The sequence below is a fragment of the Flavobacterium sp. 1 genome, from assembly GCF_002797935.1.
Classification (GTDB): Bacteria; Bacteroidota; Bacteroidia; order Flavobacteriales; family Flavobacteriaceae; genus Flavobacterium.
Map to the genome: position 1 here is coordinate 3,879,849 of NZ_PGER01000001.1, position 17,482 is coordinate 3,897,330.

A 17,482-nucleotide genomic window follows, 5' to 3' on the forward strand; every position below is an offset into this window, starting at 1 on the left:
CGTCTTTTTCGGACGAGACGGAGGGTCACGCCCAGATGCTTGAAGTTAAAATATTAAATAATTTAAGGATAATCTGTTAAAATTATCCCAATCTAAGTGTTGTTTTGCTTTGGTGTTTCTTATTTTTATGATATGGCAAAGCTTTATCGGACTGAGGAACAAAATTGATTGTTTTGCATAAAGTAGTAAACCAAAAAAAATAAAAATATATGAATCTAGTAAAACGTTGTGTTTATGGAATTTCCATTTTAAGTATAGTAAGTATGAATGTACAGTGCAAAGGAGAGAAAAAAGAAGAAGCATCTAATGCTTTAGAAGCTAAAGCTACAGATTCTGTATCTATAGCAAAAACGGTATATGGTAAAACCGAAAAAGGAGAACAAATAGATCGTTACACCTTGAAAAACCAAAAAGGAATGGAAGTAAACATCATTACGTATGGTGGTATTATTACGTCCTTAAAAGTACCTAATAAAGCAGGCAAATCAGAAGAGGTGGTGATTGGTTTCAATTCGTTGGAACAATACCAAAAAGCCAATCCGTATTTTGGTGCATTGATTGGAAGATTTGGCAACCGAATTGCAAAAGGTAAATTTACTTTGGATGGAAAAGAATATTCTTTAGCCATTAATAATGGCGTAAATGCTTTGCACGGAGGCCCAGAAGGTTTCCACAGGGTGGTTTGGACTGCCGAGGAAGCTAAAGGCGGTGATACTGCATCGTTAAAACTGAAGTATGTAGCCAAAGACATGGAAGAAGGATATCCTGGAAACTTAACTGTTTTTGTGACTTACACTTTGAACAAAGACAATGCATTAGACGTGCTTTATGAGGCGACTACTGATAAGAAAACGGTTGTAAATTTAACACAGCATTCGTATTTCAACTTATCATCTGATTTTACAAAACCAATTTTAGGTCATGAAATCACTATTGATGCAGATAAATTAGTTCCTGTAGATGCTACGCTTATTCCAACTGGTCAATTGACGGATGTTACTAATACTCCTTTTGATTTTAGAAAACCAAAAGCTGTTGGCAAAGAAATCAACGCTACAGACGATCAATTGAAAAAAGGATTGGGTTATGATCACTGCTGGGTTTTAAACAACCAAGGCAAAGGAGAGCGTTTTGCAGCTTCGGCTTATGAACCAACCAGCGGAAGATTATTGGAAGTTTATACTGACCAACCTGGAATCCAATTTTACTCTGGTAACTTCCTAGACGGAACTTTACCAATGAGAGATGGCGGAACGTATGCACACAGAACTGGTCTTTGTCTTGAAACACAGCATTATCCAGATTCACCAAATCAAAAAGACTTTCCTACGACTGTATTAAGTCCGGGAGAAAATTATAAAACAAAAACTACTTTTAAATTTTCGGTTAAGTAGTTTAAAATATACTAGTTATTATATAAAATTTGGTTATTAGTTAGATATCTAGTTTAGAAACTAATGAAAGTTAGTTTTAAAAATTCCTCGGGAGTGTATGCTTTCGAGGTTTTTTTATGGATACAATTAGCCTTAATAACCCCGATCTCAGAAGAGCTCCTTAAACTAGAAAGTAACAAAACTGTTGTTTTGTAGTTATACCAGAACAATTTGGATTAAAATATAATATCGTTTGGTATTATTTTCACTTCTATGTTTAAAGATACAATGTTTTTATTTGTAAGAAAAATATCAAATCTATAAGATGTTTACCGTAAAAGTCAGGAGACTTTTATTAGATTTACAGCTTTGAAAATCATTAGAAAAAGGCACAAAGTCAGGAGAATGCGGGGCGGGGGCTTTAGTTTTTCAAAGCACTTTTCAAAACATTGCACCGAAAACAGAAAAGGAACTAAAAACCCAACTTGCCGAAAATGAAAAATGAATAGAAACATTGCAAACACATCTTAATGGTTCAGAAAAAATCATAAAGCAGACTGATTTTTTAGAAAGCAAAATAAAAAGCCTATTTGATTATTTGTAATAAAAATATTATTTATACATTTGTTAAAAATACACTACAAGTAGCAAGTATATACAAGTTGCAAGAGATTTTACCGAACGAACCGTCAAACAATCCGTCTGTTTTGTGGTTTAAAAAGTAAGGATTAATTGCCATGAGTACTAACTTTTCAGCCCAGCATTATGCCAAATGAAAAACAAAAAAACAATTTAAGAATGATGAGAAGATTTAATTATTTAAAAAGAACATTCCTTTTTGCTTTAGCATTAACATTAACCAACTGCCAAGTTGATGAAACCCCAACAGAACAGCAAAGCAGGATTGAGACCGTAACTATCAATGAGGCAAAAACATTGCTAATTCAGCCCTCAACAGCAAAATTCTCTAAGCTTTCTAAAGAGGAATTATCAAATCTCGAATTTGACAAAATTTCCCAAGAGAAAATAAATGGCAGCGACCAGCTATTAACTATAATTCCTTATGCTACAAATAACAAAACTATAAACAAACGGATTCTTTTACTGAGGATAGACAAAGAAATTAAGAGTGTCGTTTTTAGTATGTATCCTGAAGAAAATTCTCAGAAAGATCATTTTTCTGGAAAAATATTTACTTATTCTTTAGATGGCGATTTCATTAATGGATTCAGAGCCAAGAATGGAATTATTGTAAGTCAGTTTGTTAAAAATAATAATGCTATAAAAACTAATACTGAGAATGGTAAAGCATCTAAATCAATGCATCGATCTGCAGTACAATTAAATGAAGTTATCATACAAAACAATTACCACACTGTAGATGCTTTAGATGTGTATGGATCCTCTAGTATATTTGGCAGTGGTCTTTTTGATGGTGACTTTGGTAACTACTATGGTGGAGGCGATACTTCTTATTCTTGGGATCCAGGTGCTGAGAGCGCAGATACAGCTACCATATCTCTTCCTCCAAGTTGTGAGAGTTTTAATTTCACATCAAAACCTGGTTCACAATGGCAAGAATCTGCCGTAATAAATATTCATTTCAACATTATTGTAATTACAACAGATGGTTATCATTTTAGTCAAATAATTGAATACCCAAATGCCATCTTATTTGGTGTTCCTACAAATTTATCAATTGGAAATACTACAATAGGTCCTGGTCTTGCAGCAACTTTGTCGGCAAAGGCAGTTGAAGTATCAATGAGTGAAACTGTTAGTATGTATGGAAACAAACCTGTTTCTGCTTTAACTGTCCGATTATATTTTGAGGAAAGACTAAAATACAATTACCCTTTATTTATTCCTGGAGGTAGAGTAAATTTCAATTCTTCTTCTTTCAGTGTAACACCTACACAATATAAAACGAATATGTTTGGGACAGGAAATTGCAATTAATTATGATAGAAAAAGTCTTAACAAATTTAGCATATTTATTCTATCCTACAAATATATGCTCTAGAACCCAAGAAAGTCAATATTTTAATTCTGAGGAATACAAACGGTTATTGAAAACAATTAAATATTTCCAAAACAATTCAAATATTTATATTAAATTAAAAGAGGAATTTAATAATGATAATGTTCTGGCAAATTTCAGAAATGCTTCACTATTAGATTGGCAAGATAGAACAATTAACTTTGAATTATCAGTTATAGAGAATGGAGAGTTATATACTTTATCTTTATTGTTAAGTGTTTTAGTCCCCTTCTATGTGATTATGGTAAAGAAAAACAAAATAGAACTTTTTTTTTCGACCTCAGAAATTACTCAAATGAAAGATAACAATCTAGAGTCAAGAACTATTAAAGATTTAATTATTGATATTACCATGATTGTTGAAAATAAATTTTTATATAAAAAATTCCCCGAACAACTCATGAATTTTATAATAGAAGATGTAAGTTTCCAAGAAATTCAAAAGAGTAATTTTACAATGTTTAACGCATTTTTTAATAATTTAGTAATAGATGAAAATTAAAACAAAAATATCATTGGTACTTGGCCTCATACTCTTGTATTTATACTTCGAAGATTTTTTTCTTACAATTAATATTTATGATACATATTACATGATAAACTACTTTTATATTGTTCTCATAATTATCATCATAATATGTTTTTTATTTTTATTAAAAAAAGTATTCAGAAAGAATACTTTTTAGAGAAATTAGTAATATCAAAAAGATAAAGATACAGTTTCCGCTTCGCAAATGTCTCTGCCTTTGCGTTTCTTTAAAAGTTCTTGAAAGATCGTAAACATGATAAAAGTCTCCCGACTTTTTCCGTGAATGTTTTTAGAACTGCATGTCTTCAAAAGTCATACAGTGAGAAACAATAAAAAAGCCAGCAGATAATATAATCTGCTGGCTTTTTTTAAACCAACTTAAAATCTCTTTCCTCTATATTTTCACCACAAACCCACCATTTGGTTTCATAGTTACTTTCAGTTTTGTCTTTTTTGATACTGGAAGCTGTTGAAAACCTTTCTCATTTTCCAAAATAACATAACCTGAATCATTGGTCACAAATGACAAATCGATTTCAATTTCTTTTGCAATATTTTGACCATTAACTCCAACAATATGCCAAACATTGTCTTTCTTTCTGGCCATAACAATATACTTTCCTGGATAACCGTCTATAAATTTGGAGTCATCCCAATTCGTTGGAATATCTTTTAGATAATCCACTACATATTTTGGCATTTTGGCCATACCAACAGGTGTTTCGGCAATGTGCTGAATACCGGAAAGGAACAAAACAGGCAAAGCCAGCTCAAATGCCGGCGTTGTTTTGCGTTTAATATTAGGAATAGCATCCAAAACCATCGGAGTAAAATCCATCGGGTCAAAAACGTTTCTGGCAAAAGGAAGCATAGTGCAATGGCTTGGCTGTAAATCGGCAGCTTCTTGCGAAAAGGTAATAAACTCTTCCCCTTTTATAGCTTCGGTGGTTAGTAAATTAGGATACGTACGCTGCCATCCTCTAGGCAAAGTAGCGCCGTGAAAATTGATTAACAATTGATGTGTTACGGCATCTTTCAATATTGCATGATAATATTCAATCATTGATTGACCATCTCCGCCAAAAAAATCTATTTTGACACCCGCAATACCCAATTCATTTAATCTTGTAAATTCTTTGTCTCTATCAGCGTGGGTTAGCAGTTTCCCTTTCGGATGGTATTCTGTACCGTTCCATGGTCCTGATGAATTGTACCAAACCAATAATTTTACATTTTTTTCTTTGGCATAATCTGCCAATTCTTTCATTTTAGCATCACCAATTCTTGTATCCCAATCGGCATCAATCAGGCAATACGGCCAATTCATGCTGGACGCATAATCAATAAACTGCAAAGTAGTCTCAAAATTAACCGAATCATCTTTCAATAAAACCCAGCTCCAAGATGACAATCCGCTTTTGATAAATGAAGTATCCATTGGAACTGCTGGATCAGCTAAATCAGTTCCTAAGGTACTTTCGGTAATTGTTTTCAAAGAACCGACAGTAATTACACGCCAAGGGGTGTACCATGGCAATTGCGATTCTGGATTAAGAGCTCCGTTTGGAAAAATCTCTTCCTTTTGGGGAAACGTAACCTGCAACGCTTTTTGAGTATCATTATATACCAGTCGGCTGCCACAGTAGTTATCCTGCAGACCAGTTTCGGTAATCAAAACCCAAGCATCATTAGCATTAAATAAAGCAGGATATACCCACCCTTCTCCAATTGCTGGTTTTGTATTTACTGGAATTCCCATCGCATAATGCTCTTCATAGGAAGGATTAGTTTCTTTCCAGCCAGTTTTGGCTTTAGACATAGGCTGAAGCCACGCTTTTGCGGAAGCATCAAAATTGTAAGTGGTTTTCTCTTCAACTATTTTCTTGATGTCACTGGACGTTTTAGGAAAATGATAACGCAGACCTATTCCATCGTGAGAAAGCTGAAAAATAATCTCCATCGCTTCTCCAGTACTGTTTTGCAGACTTACCGTATATTGATTGGCAGTATAGTCAATATTTTTTCGTTTTCCTTGAAGCATGCTGTACGAAGATTTCAACGGGAGTGCTTTAGACACTTTTAGAATCTTCATATTAGTATAAAAATTGGCATCTTCACGGATAATTCCAAGCTGTGAAGTATTGATAACCTGCTTATTTTTATAGAAAACTTTGTAATAGGGTATTTTTTTTGCGTCTAAATTAAAAGCAATGCTTATCGTTTTGTCTGAATTGACAAACGTATAATCGGTGCTTTTTTCTGCAAATGACAGAAATGAAGCTGCCAACAAAAGGCAACTAAAGATTTTTTTCATAAATTAATAAGTGTTTGTTTTACACTTACAAGTTTACAAAAAATAAAACCCCTAATTATCAATTTAGCTGAAAATATTTAATGAGTTCATAAAATAGTTAGATCTAATAAAGCAAAACATTAAATCAATCTATTTCACTATAATTTTCGAACTGCTTTTTCGCTCGCCGTCTACAAGGGTAACAATATAAGTTCCTTTTGCTGCATTTGGCAACTGAACAGCCTCACTGATACTGCCTGTGTTTTTAATTGTTTTCTGGTAAATTTTTCGTCCTGATAAATCCGTAACATATACCTGAAGATCAGCTGTATCAATACTTTTAAACTGAATAGTAAAACTTCCTTTATTAGGATTAGGGTACAGCACAAAATTACTAATTTCGTAATCAGGAAGAGCCAAAGGGACATAAGCACTGGAACAAATCTGAATAGACGCCGAATCTATTGTTCCCGAATCCCCAACCCCAGTATCTCTAAACCGTAATTTCCAAGTTCCTTGAGCACTCTCTCCATTAAAACTTGCCAAAACACCAGTAGGAACAACAATTTGACTGGTATTAACCCCACATCCTAATGCCCCTCCCAAATCGTCATAGGTTAAAATTAAACTAGTATTTGTCGCCCCACAAGATTTATCAAACAACTTCACAGTAGTTCCTTTTGGACTCACCACTTCAATTTGAACATCAGAAATATAGGTATGAGTAAAACTAACATTAAAATTAACATCGGTAATCTCTCCATCTGTCGCAGGAACTACAATTGTTCGCTCTGCATAAGTTTGTGACTCAGGAATAGAATAAGGCGCTGAAAAACTATAGGAATTACAAGTTGTTTCCACAGTATACCCTAACGTAAAAGGAGTACTGTTCACTGCATAAAAAACATTCCCAGTGGGCTCGATTAAAATTCTGCAGCTCTTAGCGGCAGTTGCAGGAGCTCTTATTACTTCAGAACCATCATTGGGTGTATTGGAAGCCAATATAATTGGAAAAGTCAGCCCTCCATCTGTAGACAATTTGATATTTACGTTAGTCGATCCTGGCAATGAATTAGTTCCATTCACATCCCAAGTAATGGTTTGGGACGAACCTAAAACCCAGCCGATACCAGCAGTATTCTGCGAAGTAACAGCAAACGGTCCTTTAGCAGCGTCAACAGTAACAACCATAGCATCTGAATTAGTCTGTGCTAAGCCCGACGATGCATTATCTCTCGCTGTGAATACAAAATTCAATGATCTTCCTATGTTGGAAACGGATTCCCAAGTCGTAGTCAATTGTCCAACCAATACTCTGCTGAAAGCAGGAAAATAACGATTAGTAACACTGACAGGCAAAAAAGATCGGAAAGTAGGACCTGTAGTTTTAGTGTCATAAGCAATGCTGTTTCCATTACTTTCTTTACTTGCCGCAGAGTCATTCTGTTCCCAGCAGTACGTCATAGTATCGCCATTAGGATCCGAAGCAGTACCATTCAAAACGAATGGTGTTCCTTTCGGAATGGTGTAATCCAATCCAGCATTTACTGTTGGCGTCTGATTGCTTATTGTTGTTTTGACAGGACATGTTTTTATAGCTAAATTATCTTGAATCTGCTTAATGCTGGCAAACCCAAAATAATCATCCGAAGAATTTTGAACATCATAATCCGTTATTCCGGCATATCCCATAATACTAGAACCGCTTCCAGGCTCTACGCTTACTCCTGTGCCTTCAACATCATACGAAAAAATGTGATTTGCCCCCAGTTGATGACCCATTTCATGAGCTACAAAATCGATATCGAAAAGGTCTCCTTCAGGCCTGCTGTTGGATGGAGAGGTATAACCGCTTCCTTTTCCAAGCGAATAAACTGGCGTCGAATTCGTATTCTGTAAAGCACTGCATACACAGCCAATACAGCCCGCATCTCCTCCACCTCCTGATGCGGCAAACAAATGACCAATATCATAATTTGCTTCGCCTATTTTTGATGTTAAAGTGCTTTGCAGTTCCTGATTCCAAGCAACGGGACAATCACCAGTGCAATCCTTAACTGGATCCATACCGATCGTAGCATCAGAATAAGGATCGGAAACGGCATTAGTATAGATAATATCAGATTCATTGGCAATAAGCAGTAATTTTACAGCAAGATCTCTATTAAAAATGCCATTCACTCTAGTCATTGTTGCATTCATTCCTGCTAACGCATCTGCTACAGTCCCACCAAAATATTCAGTATACTCAGCTGTACAGGACAAAGCCAGCCGCATGGTTTTAAACACCCCATTGCTGGATTTTAATGCACTTGCTTTCTGAGTCAAACCTTTATTCAAAGCAACATCTGCCGTTTTACAGGTTAACGGCAAGGGTCCTTTGCTTCTTGCTTTGGAAGTCGAAACTGCATAAATAGATTTATTATCAGTTAATGGATCAATAAATTCAGAACCACTTTCTCCTCTCAAAACCATCGACTGGACACCATTTGGAGCAATGCTAAAATTAATAGTAGCACCAGCGTCAGTAATTCCAATTCCGGAATAGGATCTGATATTAGGATATTTTGATTGCAGCTCAGGAACAAAATTAGAAGATTCTACCACTAAAAACTGTTCCATTTTTCCATCACTATTGGGAATTGCGACAGAAACACCTTTACCCAACCCATTTACATCAATAGCTTCAAGAGATTGCTTGAATTGGCTTAAATCTAAAGTAAATAACCGTTTTGCATTGATTATATTATCGTTTTGCTTTTGAGATGCCACTTTTTGAGTACTGCTAACTTCTTTCCATGAGGAATTAGTTTGTGAAAATACAGAAAAACTCATTGCAAGAATTCCTAAGCAAAAAAATAATCTATTCATATCCAGTTACTAGATTTAATAATAAAAACAAAAATGACAAACAAAATTAAATTATTTGCAATGGAATATACTATAAATGAGAACAATTTCAGAAAAAATTAATATTTCAAATACAATACAAAACATTATTTTGCAAATTAAATTGAGTTTAACGATTCAAATCATTTAAAAATAGAAACTTCTTCGTCTAGTTTTAAAATAGATACTATAAATTTGCAAAAAAATTTAAAACAGGTACTTTGAAAATTTTTCATTCAATAAACGATTTCCAAATTGCATCTGGGGAAAATGCAAAAAAAACAATTCTTACCCTTGGAACCTTTGACGGCGTTCATTTTGGTCATAAAAAAATACTTGAAAAAGTAACTCAAAATACCGAAAACAAAAAGTACGAAAGCTTAGTTCTTACTTTTTTTCCACATCCGCGAATGGTATTACAAGAGGATTCAGGTATAAAAATGCTCAATACTATCGATGAAAAAGTAGCATTACTGAAGCAAATTGGAATTCAAAATTTGGTAATTCACCCTTTTGATGAAAGTTTCTCAAGACTGACTGCCGAAGAATTTGTAAAAAACATACTTGTAGATAAATTCCACATACACAAAATAATTATCGGTCACGATCATCGCTTTGGCCGTAACCGGACAGCCAATATTGATGATCTAAAAAGGTTTGGAGAACAATATGGATTTGAAGTCGAAGAAATTTCGGCTCAGGAAATCAAAGAAGTATCAGTAAGTTCTACAAAAATAAGACATGCTCTGGACGAAGGCAATATGGCTTTGGCCAATGAATATCTGGGCTACAGCTATTCTTTAACAGGCATTGTCGCCAAGGGCAGACAGTTAGGCAGAACTATTGGATTTCCTACAGCTAATTTAAAAATAGAAGAAAACTTTAAGCTGATTCCTAAAAATGGCGTTTATATTGTTAAAAGCATTATTGGCTCTAAAACAGTTTTAGGGATGATGAATATTGGTTTTAACCCTACTGTCGATGGTAAAAATCAAACTATAGAAATTAATTATTTTGATTTTGAAGATGATTTATACGATCAAAAAATAACGGTTTCCATATTGAAAAGAATCAGGGATGAAGAAAAATTTGATTCAGTTGATCATTTAAAAGCGCAATTGGAAAAAGATAAAAATACGGCTTTGGCTTTTTTTGAAAAACAATAAAATATTCCTGCAATATTATTCTATTCGACAAAGATTTCCTTCAACATTGTGACAACACTTTTAAGTGAATAAACGTCATGATATCATATCTCTTACATAATTCCATTTTTACTTAGCATCTTTGATCTCGAGTAAGGGATTACTTCACTATACATTAATTTTTATCGGAGTTCAGTGAATTTCATTTGAAATAAGCTACCGAAGCAGCATGGACAGCCCGACGGCATCTCGATAAAAGAGTGTATAACGGTTGATCGTCAGCCCTTTTTACGGGATGACGGCACTCCCGCATGAAAGCAATTAATTTACATTCTTTCTGTAAACCCACAAAAAACTCTCTTCTGATTAATTACATCGATTTCGTTTATTTTTTGTAAATTTATATCAACCTACTTGATTACCAAAAAGATACTGAATTTCTAACTTTTAAAAAAACAATGACATGAAAGTAAAAAAAGAAATTAAAAATGGGTACTTTATTTTTATCTGCATAGGAACATATTTCCTATTAATGGAATTCTTAGGCTTGTCCAATCTTTTCTATTTAAGGCTATTGAATATCGTTTTCATTGTTTATGCCGTAAATGATACACTCCAATCGAGAATCGCCCACAATAAGAAAAAATTTGTCCCAAATGCTTTGGCTGCATTAATAACTTCGTTAGTTGGTGTAACTTTATCTATTCTTGGGCTGTTGATTTATAGCTATATGCGAGGTGGCGATAAATACATTAATAGCTTATCCGAAACTTTCCTATTCGGCGGTCACCCTTCTATTAACATGTATTGCTTGACTTTGTTTTTTGAAGGAATAGCCTCTTCGGTAGTTGTCACTATGTTACTCATGCTGTATTATAACGACAAATTTGTCGCCGATTAAACTATTTTAATCCATTCGCAATAAGTCTTTTTAAAGTCCGTTCGTTGGTTGTTTATAACAATTTGATTACTTTTGAACCATCAAAATAAAGGATCAATGAGTATCACAAAACACAACTGGACTAAAGAAGAAATAATTGCTATTTATAATAAACCTATGATGGATCTGCTTTTTGAAGCAGCTACTGTCCATAGAGAACACCATGACCCAAATGTAGTTCAAGTCTCTACTTTGGTTTCTATCAAAACAGGCGGCTGTTCTGAAGATTGCGGCTATTGTCCGCAAGCTGCCAGATATAACACTGGGGTTGAAGGAAACAATTTAATGTCTGTAAATCAGGTAAAAGAGCAGGCTATTCAAGCTAAATCTGGAGGTTCTTCACGCGTATGCATGGGAGCTGCCTGGAGAAATGTAAAAGATGGTCCCGAATTTGATCAGGTTTTGGAAATGGTCCGTACCATCAACAAAATGGACATGGAAGTATGCTGTACTTTGGGCATGATTACCGAAAATCAAGCGCAGCGATTGGCCGAAGCTGGACTTTATGCTTACAATCACAATTTAGACACTTCGGAGGATTATTACAAAGAAGTAATCTCTACCCGTGGATTTGAAGACCGTTTACAAACCATAGAGAACGTTCGTAAAACCAGCGTTACAGTATGCAGCGGCGGTATTATAGGAATGGGAGAAAGTATCGAAGACAGAGCTGGAATGCTAGTTGCTCTATCTACTTTGAACCCGCAGCCTGAATCAGTGCCAATCAATGCATTAGTTGCTGTAGAAGGTACTCCTATGCAGGACGAAAAACCGGTAGAAATTTGGGAAATGATCCGAATGGTTGCTACCACGAGAATTGTTATGCCAGAAACTCAGGTTCGTTTATCTGCTGGAAGAATGAATATGAGCCGCGAAGGTCAAGCAATGTGTTTCTTTGCTGGTGCCAATTCTATTTTTGCTGGTGATAAATTACTGACGACTCCTAATCCGGATGTAAACGAAGACATGAAAATGTTTGATTTTTTAGGGCTGAAACCTCAAAAACCATTTAAAAAAGCGGCGCAAAGACCAACTGTGGAAGCTGCTGATTCTCAATTTGAATCTCTTGGCGAAAAACCAAAATGGACTCGCCCAAATCATACTATTGAGAAAAATCTGGAAGTTTCTATCAAAGGAAAATAAACTTGGTTTTATATAAATTAAAAACCCAATTTCAAGTTGAAATTGGGTTTTTAATTTTATTACAGATACAGAATAAATTATACCTTTTAGAAATAAATATAAAACAGTTTTTTTGTTAAACCGAACCCTCTCCACACGAGCGACAGCAACTGGCGAAGGAAAGGGAAATAAAATTGGATTATTTTATATTTCTAATGGTATTAATCATGAAAAATTATTTTCTCACTCACTTTTTTTCCATTTTCCAATTGAGTCATGACAATTAATACTTGATCACTGGACACCAAATGATTTATAATAAATTCATTTTTATCCACTTTATTATTCTCATAAAGCAAACTTCCTTTCAAATCGTATACTTTTACCGAAGACATGATTTGGTCAAAAGAGTTAATTTTTATTTGGCTGTTATTTAGTGAAACGACAACTCCTTTTCCATTCGCATCAAAATCATCTGTACTTAATGATGTATTATTATAACGAAGCACAAAACGATTCTTAAACTCTCCAATTGCTGTTGTAAAGGAATAAGAGCCTTTGGTCAGATCATAAATAGTGTTGATTGTTTTATCTTCTAAATAAATAGCTCGATTAGTCAAAACACCATCAGCCTTCTCAATACTGATTTGAAATGTTCCTGCTAAAGTGGTTTTATAACCCAATGGCACTTCATCTGCCGCATCAAATGGCAGCCTGCGTCCCTGAATAGTATAATTTTTTGAATTATTTATACTAAAAAAATCTACATAGGCATTCCCGTTAAGAATTGCACCATCATACAAATTATCAAAATCATTTGTCGCCCCCGTTACATAACCAACCAATAATTGTTTGAAAGCCCCGCCGTCATTGGTTAAATTCAGCCAAATTCTATTTTTTTCAATTTTTGCTGTTTTATCAATACCCGCCTGTTTGAAAAATTGGCTGTTACCTCCAACAGTCGAAACCCTCATCGAATTAGTAAATGTAAAATCTCCTGCAATTTTGCTGACTACAAAAAAGGACTGACCCGCCGCAATGTTACCAGAAGGCAATACTCCATCTCCAATTCCATCTCCATTTACATCAGTGCTTTTGGCAGCCATGGCAGTAGCCACCCCTCCTGTAAAATTATAAGTAGCATAATCATCAGAAGTATATACAAATTTAGTTCCCGCATTATTTAATGTTCTAGAAGTGTTGTGGGTCCAGAAATACAAGGCTCCATTAATTACTGAAGCATTATCAGTAATAAATAAATCGGCGTTTATTGCAGAAGCATAAGGATTTCCTATCAAATTAGTTTTCAACTCTCCTTGAGCTGTTATAGAAATGGAACCGTTATATGGCACTCCGATAAATTCAGCGTTTTGAAGAGGCGTATATCGCGGCACCCGAGCAATATAACCCTTTCCTTTAGTCATTATACTGCTTGAAGTTTCTGCAACCCAAGCTCCATCAGCATAACTCCAATATCTATCGCTGGAAGGCGACAAAAGTCCCAGTGTTTGATCTGCTACAGGCGAACTCCAATACACATAATCAAAATCTTTTACAGCAGAAGTAGTGCGTTTATAAATAATATTTCCTGAATTGACAGCCGTATCGCTGCCCTGAACTAAACTCGCATTATTCTCAAATGTAAAACTAGTAGAAGAATCTATATCAAGAGCCCCGTCTATAAACAATACAACTCCTGAATTAACAATAACTGAACCTGAGTGAATTTGGCATGAACACATATTCGTATCTGCTGAAACTGTAAATAATGTTCCTCCATTAAAAATAACTCTTTGTGAAAGAGATGGCAAACCATTTGACCAAGTACTGCCATCCCAAGAGGTCTCCGAAATTGGAGATGATGCAATCGAAATATTTGCAGAATTAGCAGAAAAACACCTGCCTTCTGAAACGGTTACGGTATAATCTCCTGTTGCCAACCCCGGAATAGTCACGGTTGTGCCGCTACCGGAATACGTATCGCCTGAACTAAAATTTAAAATCCAATCCCCAGTCGGTAATCCGCTTAACGCAGCACTTCCAGCAGGCCTGCTACAGCTAATTTGCTGTACTGATCCAACCACTGGCGCAGTTGGTGCTGAATCAATATCAACCTGAATTACATTAGACGGTGTTGCTACTGTACCGCAGACAACGTTTGAAGACCGCACTCTGTAATAATAACTAAACCCAGAAGCTAGTGATATCACCGAAACAGATGTAACATTCCCTACATATAAATCATTATAACCCGACACGAAAGTACTAAATGCCGGATCTGTAGAAACATCTAAATAATAAGCAGTAGCATCAGAGACTGCATTCCAATTGGCATTGAAACCGCTGCACAATACATTCGTTGCACCAATAGCTGTTGGAGAATTTATTTGCTTCGTGTCATAGGTAATTACATTCGAACTGGTACTCACCCCACAATTGCTGTTTTTTCGAACCCTATAGTAAATATTCCCAGGCGGTACTCCTGTCACTGCATAGCTCGTTACATTACCTACATTTAAATTATTAAACCCCGAAACAAAATTAGTGAAACCACTATCTGTTGCAGCATCCAGCAAATAACTTACCGCACCCGCAGATGCTACCCAATTTGCCGTAAAATTACTACTGCAGTCTACTCCCGTTCCAGCCGATGCCGTCACAACACTGGCAGATCCAACCGAAAAAGTAACTGCATTAGGACTGCTCACGCCAATTAATGAAACGGTCACTCTATAATCACCCGGTGATAAACCAGTTAAATTCTTTGTAGTTGCTGAAAAACCAGCGTTTCCTATTTCTTGCCAATAATAAGTATAGGGATCTATCCATTCTGGAGTGTTTTGGAACGTTCCATTGTTGCCGGCTGGATAAGAATAGATTGTAGTTCCAGAACCTACAGCAATATTATACCCTGCAATGATTCCTGATTCATAACCGGAATAAGTAGTTAGTCCAATTGCCAGAGCAACAATGCCACTTGCTGAAAGTGCTGTACTATACAATCCTAACTTTGCTATTTGTCCTGTAAATGAATCTCCTGTTGCATTATAGACACCGCTTCCAATCTTAGTATTATAAGAGGAACTGCCGTAGTTTGAAGTAGTGACTACTCCGCCAGTAACGGCAACACTAACTCCGTTTAAATATATCTTGACAGTAGAACCATTTCCTACGGCCGCTATATGATGCCAAGAACCATCGCCAAGAGAAGCTGGGAGAGTGGCAGTAACTGCTCCTGTTGCAGGTGTAGACAACTCAATAGTTGATGAATTTGCAAACCCAAACTCTATAGCATCATTCTGCCCAAACAAACTCATCCTGCCCGTAACATCGGCAATATTAAATTTTATCCAGCCCTCAATAGTGAAAGCGCTTTTATTGGAAAGCAAAGGACTTCCTAAATCAATGTAGTCATTATCGGCACTGATAAATTTTATAGCATTGTTCATGTTAGTTATCGTAATCGCGCCATCAGTGCCTGCCGCACACGAAGCCTCTGTCACAGTGGCCGTAGGAACAGGCAGCAGAGGAAAAATAGTCATTACTGCCGATGCATTAGAACAGCCAGCCACAGTATAAGCTATAGTAAACGTTCCTCCAGCACTTGCAGCTAAATTGACTTCACCCGTCGAAGCGTTCAAACTCAGACCCGGCGGCGTAGCCGAATATGTTCCACCTGAAGCCCCCGTTTGCGTAACTGCTACTTTACCAATAGCAATATAAGCATTACCCGGATAGGATATTGTAGGCGGCGGTTTAAATTGATACACTTGTCCTGATGCAGGTCTGGACGCTATAGTGGTGGTAAATGTTCCAGATTGTGCCGTTGGACTTGCTCCTGAATCGCTTAAGGTTAAATAATTCCCATTTGCATCATAAATCCCAATAGTAGCCGAGGGCGATTTTACGGCAATTGCTTCTTGGTTATAATAATACTCTATTAAATTAGTGCCCTCATACAGCCATATTTGAAAAGATATTACATCTCCATTGGCTGTATGATCCCATTTTTGATGGTACCATTCTATTTTAAATATCCTATTAGGAGCAGCATCAGTCGTAATATATCTGATTTTCTCTGTGCATTTCAAATCATCCCAAAGGGGCATCAAAGCAGGTTTTATTAATGCAGCATTTGTCGCGCTGTTTGCCGCATTCTGAGCATTTGTAATCGTTGGTGATCCAAAAGTAAGCCAGCCGTTTGGTGAAACTATTACATTTGTATAAGTAGTACCCGCAAACGTAAATGGAAAGTTTAGCGGAATGGGATTTGTAATACCGTCATCATCTACTGCACCAATCCCTCCAACCGGCGAAGTTCCAGTCAGGATCCCATAAGTGGCTGCCGATGCAGTAAAACAATATTTACTGGCTATAAGACCCGCTGTTGATGGCGGCGTAAATCTATAAATTTGTCCTGATGCTGGCTTTGTACTAATGTTATCAGTAAAAACAGTATAATCAGCCGATGGACTTGCTCCAGAATTTGTAAGTGCTAAATAATTTCCATTTGCATCGCACATTCCAATTGATGCACCACCCGAACTATTGGAAACCGCTGTGGCACCTTGACTATATAAATATTCAATTACATTGGTAGTTTCAAAAAACCAAACCTGAAACGAAACCGTATCTCCCGAAGATTGAGCATCCCATTTTTGCTGACTCCATTCCACTTTAAACCGTCTGTGCGGATAAATGCCGGTTGTTATATATCTTGGTTTTACTGTACACTTTAAATCATCCCATAAAGGAAACAAAACAGGTTTTACAACAGCTGCATTTGCTAGTGAATTGGTACTGTTTTGAGCATCTGTTACTGTAGGCGTCCCAAAACTAAGCCAGCCATTGGGCGAAACCTGTATTGAAGAATAAACTGTACCTGCAAAAGTAACAGCAAACGGCAAAGTAATACTCGTAGAAACACCCGTGTCTGCTGTCGCAGTCAGTGATGTATCAACAACTCCAGCAACTCCTGTAAGCGAAATGTAACTCCCTTGTATGGCCGTAAAAGTATAACTGCTTACAGTCTGGCCAAAAGAAAATTGAAACATTGATAACAATGCAGCAATTAAAAACAATATTTTTTTCATTTCTAAGAGGGATTAGAATAATACTCACTACAAAACAGCCAACTATTAACTATTCGA

The 17,482-nt window shown here is 36.0% G+C and carries 9 protein-coding genes; 6 read left to right on the plus strand and 3 right to left on the minus strand.

What is annotated here, in order from left to right; genetic code table 11:
* The first annotated feature begins 209 nt into the window (after positions 1-209).
* The 3 genes from CLU83_RS15700 to CLU83_RS15710 all read left to right on the plus strand — a co-directional run bounded on the left by CLU83_RS15700 (position 210) and on the right by CLU83_RS15710 (position 3,916).
* Complete coding sequence (locus CLU83_RS15700) at positions 210-1,394, plus strand: aldose epimerase family protein (protein WP_100432474.1); 1,185 nt, start codon at positions 210-212, stop codon at positions 1,392-1,394.
* Positions 1,395-2,171: 777 nt separating this feature from the next.
* Positions 2,172-3,332, plus strand: coding sequence for a hypothetical protein (locus CLU83_RS15705; protein ID WP_157802115.1), 1,161 nt, complete (start codon positions 2,172-2,174; stop codon positions 3,330-3,332).
* 2 nt (positions 3,333-3,334) lie between these two features.
* Positions 3,335-3,916 carry a hypothetical protein gene (locus tag CLU83_RS15710; RefSeq protein ID WP_100432476.1) on the plus strand — a complete coding sequence of 194 codons (582 nt, stop codon included), beginning with the start codon at positions 3,335-3,337 and terminating at the stop codon, positions 3,914-3,916.
* Between the two features lie 421 nt (positions 3,917-4,337).
* Here CLU83_RS15710 and CLU83_RS15715 read toward each other — a convergent pair whose 3' ends face one another.
* Both CLU83_RS15715 and CLU83_RS15720 read right to left on the minus strand, forming a co-directional pair.
* Positions 4,338-6,257: a glycoside hydrolase family 97 protein gene (locus CLU83_RS15715; RefSeq protein ID WP_100432477.1), complete on the minus strand. Its 1,920-nt coding sequence runs from the start codon at positions 6,255-6,257 to the stop codon at positions 4,338-4,340.
* Between the two features lie 129 nt (positions 6,258-6,386).
* A complete protein-coding gene (locus CLU83_RS15720) occupies positions 6,387-9,107 on the minus strand; it encodes a reprolysin-like metallopeptidase (RefSeq protein WP_100432478.1) in 2,721 nt (906 codons plus the stop codon).
* Positions 9,108-9,346: 239 nt separating this feature from the next.
* Here CLU83_RS15720 and CLU83_RS15725 point away from each other — a divergent pair, with 239 nt between their 5' ends.
* The 3 genes from CLU83_RS15725 to bioB all read left to right on the plus strand — a co-directional run bounded on the left by CLU83_RS15725 (position 9,347) and on the right by bioB (position 12,353).
* A complete protein-coding gene (locus CLU83_RS15725) occupies positions 9,347-10,291 on the plus strand; it encodes a bifunctional riboflavin kinase/FAD synthetase (protein WP_100432479.1) in 945 nt (314 codons plus the stop codon).
* Positions 10,292-10,802: 511 nt separating this feature from the next.
* On the plus strand, positions 10,803-11,171 hold the full coding sequence (locus CLU83_RS15730) for a hypothetical protein (RefSeq protein WP_369828777.1): 369 nt from the start codon (positions 10,803-10,805) through the stop codon (positions 11,169-11,171).
* A 96-nt stretch (positions 11,172-11,267) separates the two neighbouring features.
* The gene (gene bioB / locus CLU83_RS15735; protein WP_100432481.1) at positions 11,268-12,353 is read left to right on the plus strand and encodes a biotin synthase BioB; all 1,086 of its coding nucleotides are present in this window, start codon (positions 11,268-11,270) and stop codon (positions 12,351-12,353) included.
* A 200-nt stretch (positions 12,354-12,553) separates the two neighbouring features.
* Here the strand turns inward: bioB and CLU83_RS15740 are convergent, their stop codons facing one another.
* Positions 12,554-17,425 carry a LamG-like jellyroll fold domain-containing protein gene (locus tag CLU83_RS15740; RefSeq protein ID WP_100432482.1) on the minus strand — a complete coding sequence of 1,624 codons (4,872 nt, stop codon included), beginning with the start codon at positions 17,423-17,425 and terminating at the stop codon, positions 12,554-12,556.
* Positions 17,426-17,482: the final 57 nt, after the last annotated feature.

What these genes read in the sequence shown, in the direction of transcription:
- CLU83_RS15710 (WP_100432476.1), top strand. Translation starts at nt 3,335, where the DNA reads ATGATAGAAAAAGTCTTAACAAATTTAGCATATTTATTCTATCCTACA.
- CLU83_RS15705 (WP_157802115.1), top strand. Translation starts at nt 2,172, where the DNA reads ATGATGAGAAGATTTAATTATTTAAAAAGAACATTCCTTTTTGCTTTA.
- CLU83_RS15740 (WP_100432482.1), bottom strand. Translation starts at nt 17,425, where the DNA reads ATGAAAAAAATATTGTTTTTAATTGCTGCATTGTTATCAATGTTTCAA.
- CLU83_RS15730 (WP_369828777.1), top strand. Translation starts at nt 10,803, where the DNA reads ATGGAATTCTTAGGCTTGTCCAATCTTTTCTATTTAAGGCTATTGAAT.
- bioB (WP_100432481.1), top strand. Translation starts at nt 11,268, where the DNA reads ATGAGTATCACAAAACACAACTGGACTAAAGAAGAAATAATTGCTATT.
- CLU83_RS15720 (WP_100432478.1), bottom strand. Translation starts at nt 9,107, where the DNA reads ATGAATAGATTATTTTTTTGCTTAGGAATTCTTGCAATGAGTTTTTCT.
- CLU83_RS15700 (WP_100432474.1), top strand. Translation starts at nt 210, where the DNA reads ATGAATCTAGTAAAACGTTGTGTTTATGGAATTTCCATTTTAAGTATA.
- CLU83_RS15715 (WP_100432477.1), bottom strand. Translation starts at nt 6,257, where the DNA reads ATGAAAAAAATCTTTAGTTGCCTTTTGTTGGCAGCTTCATTTCTGTCA.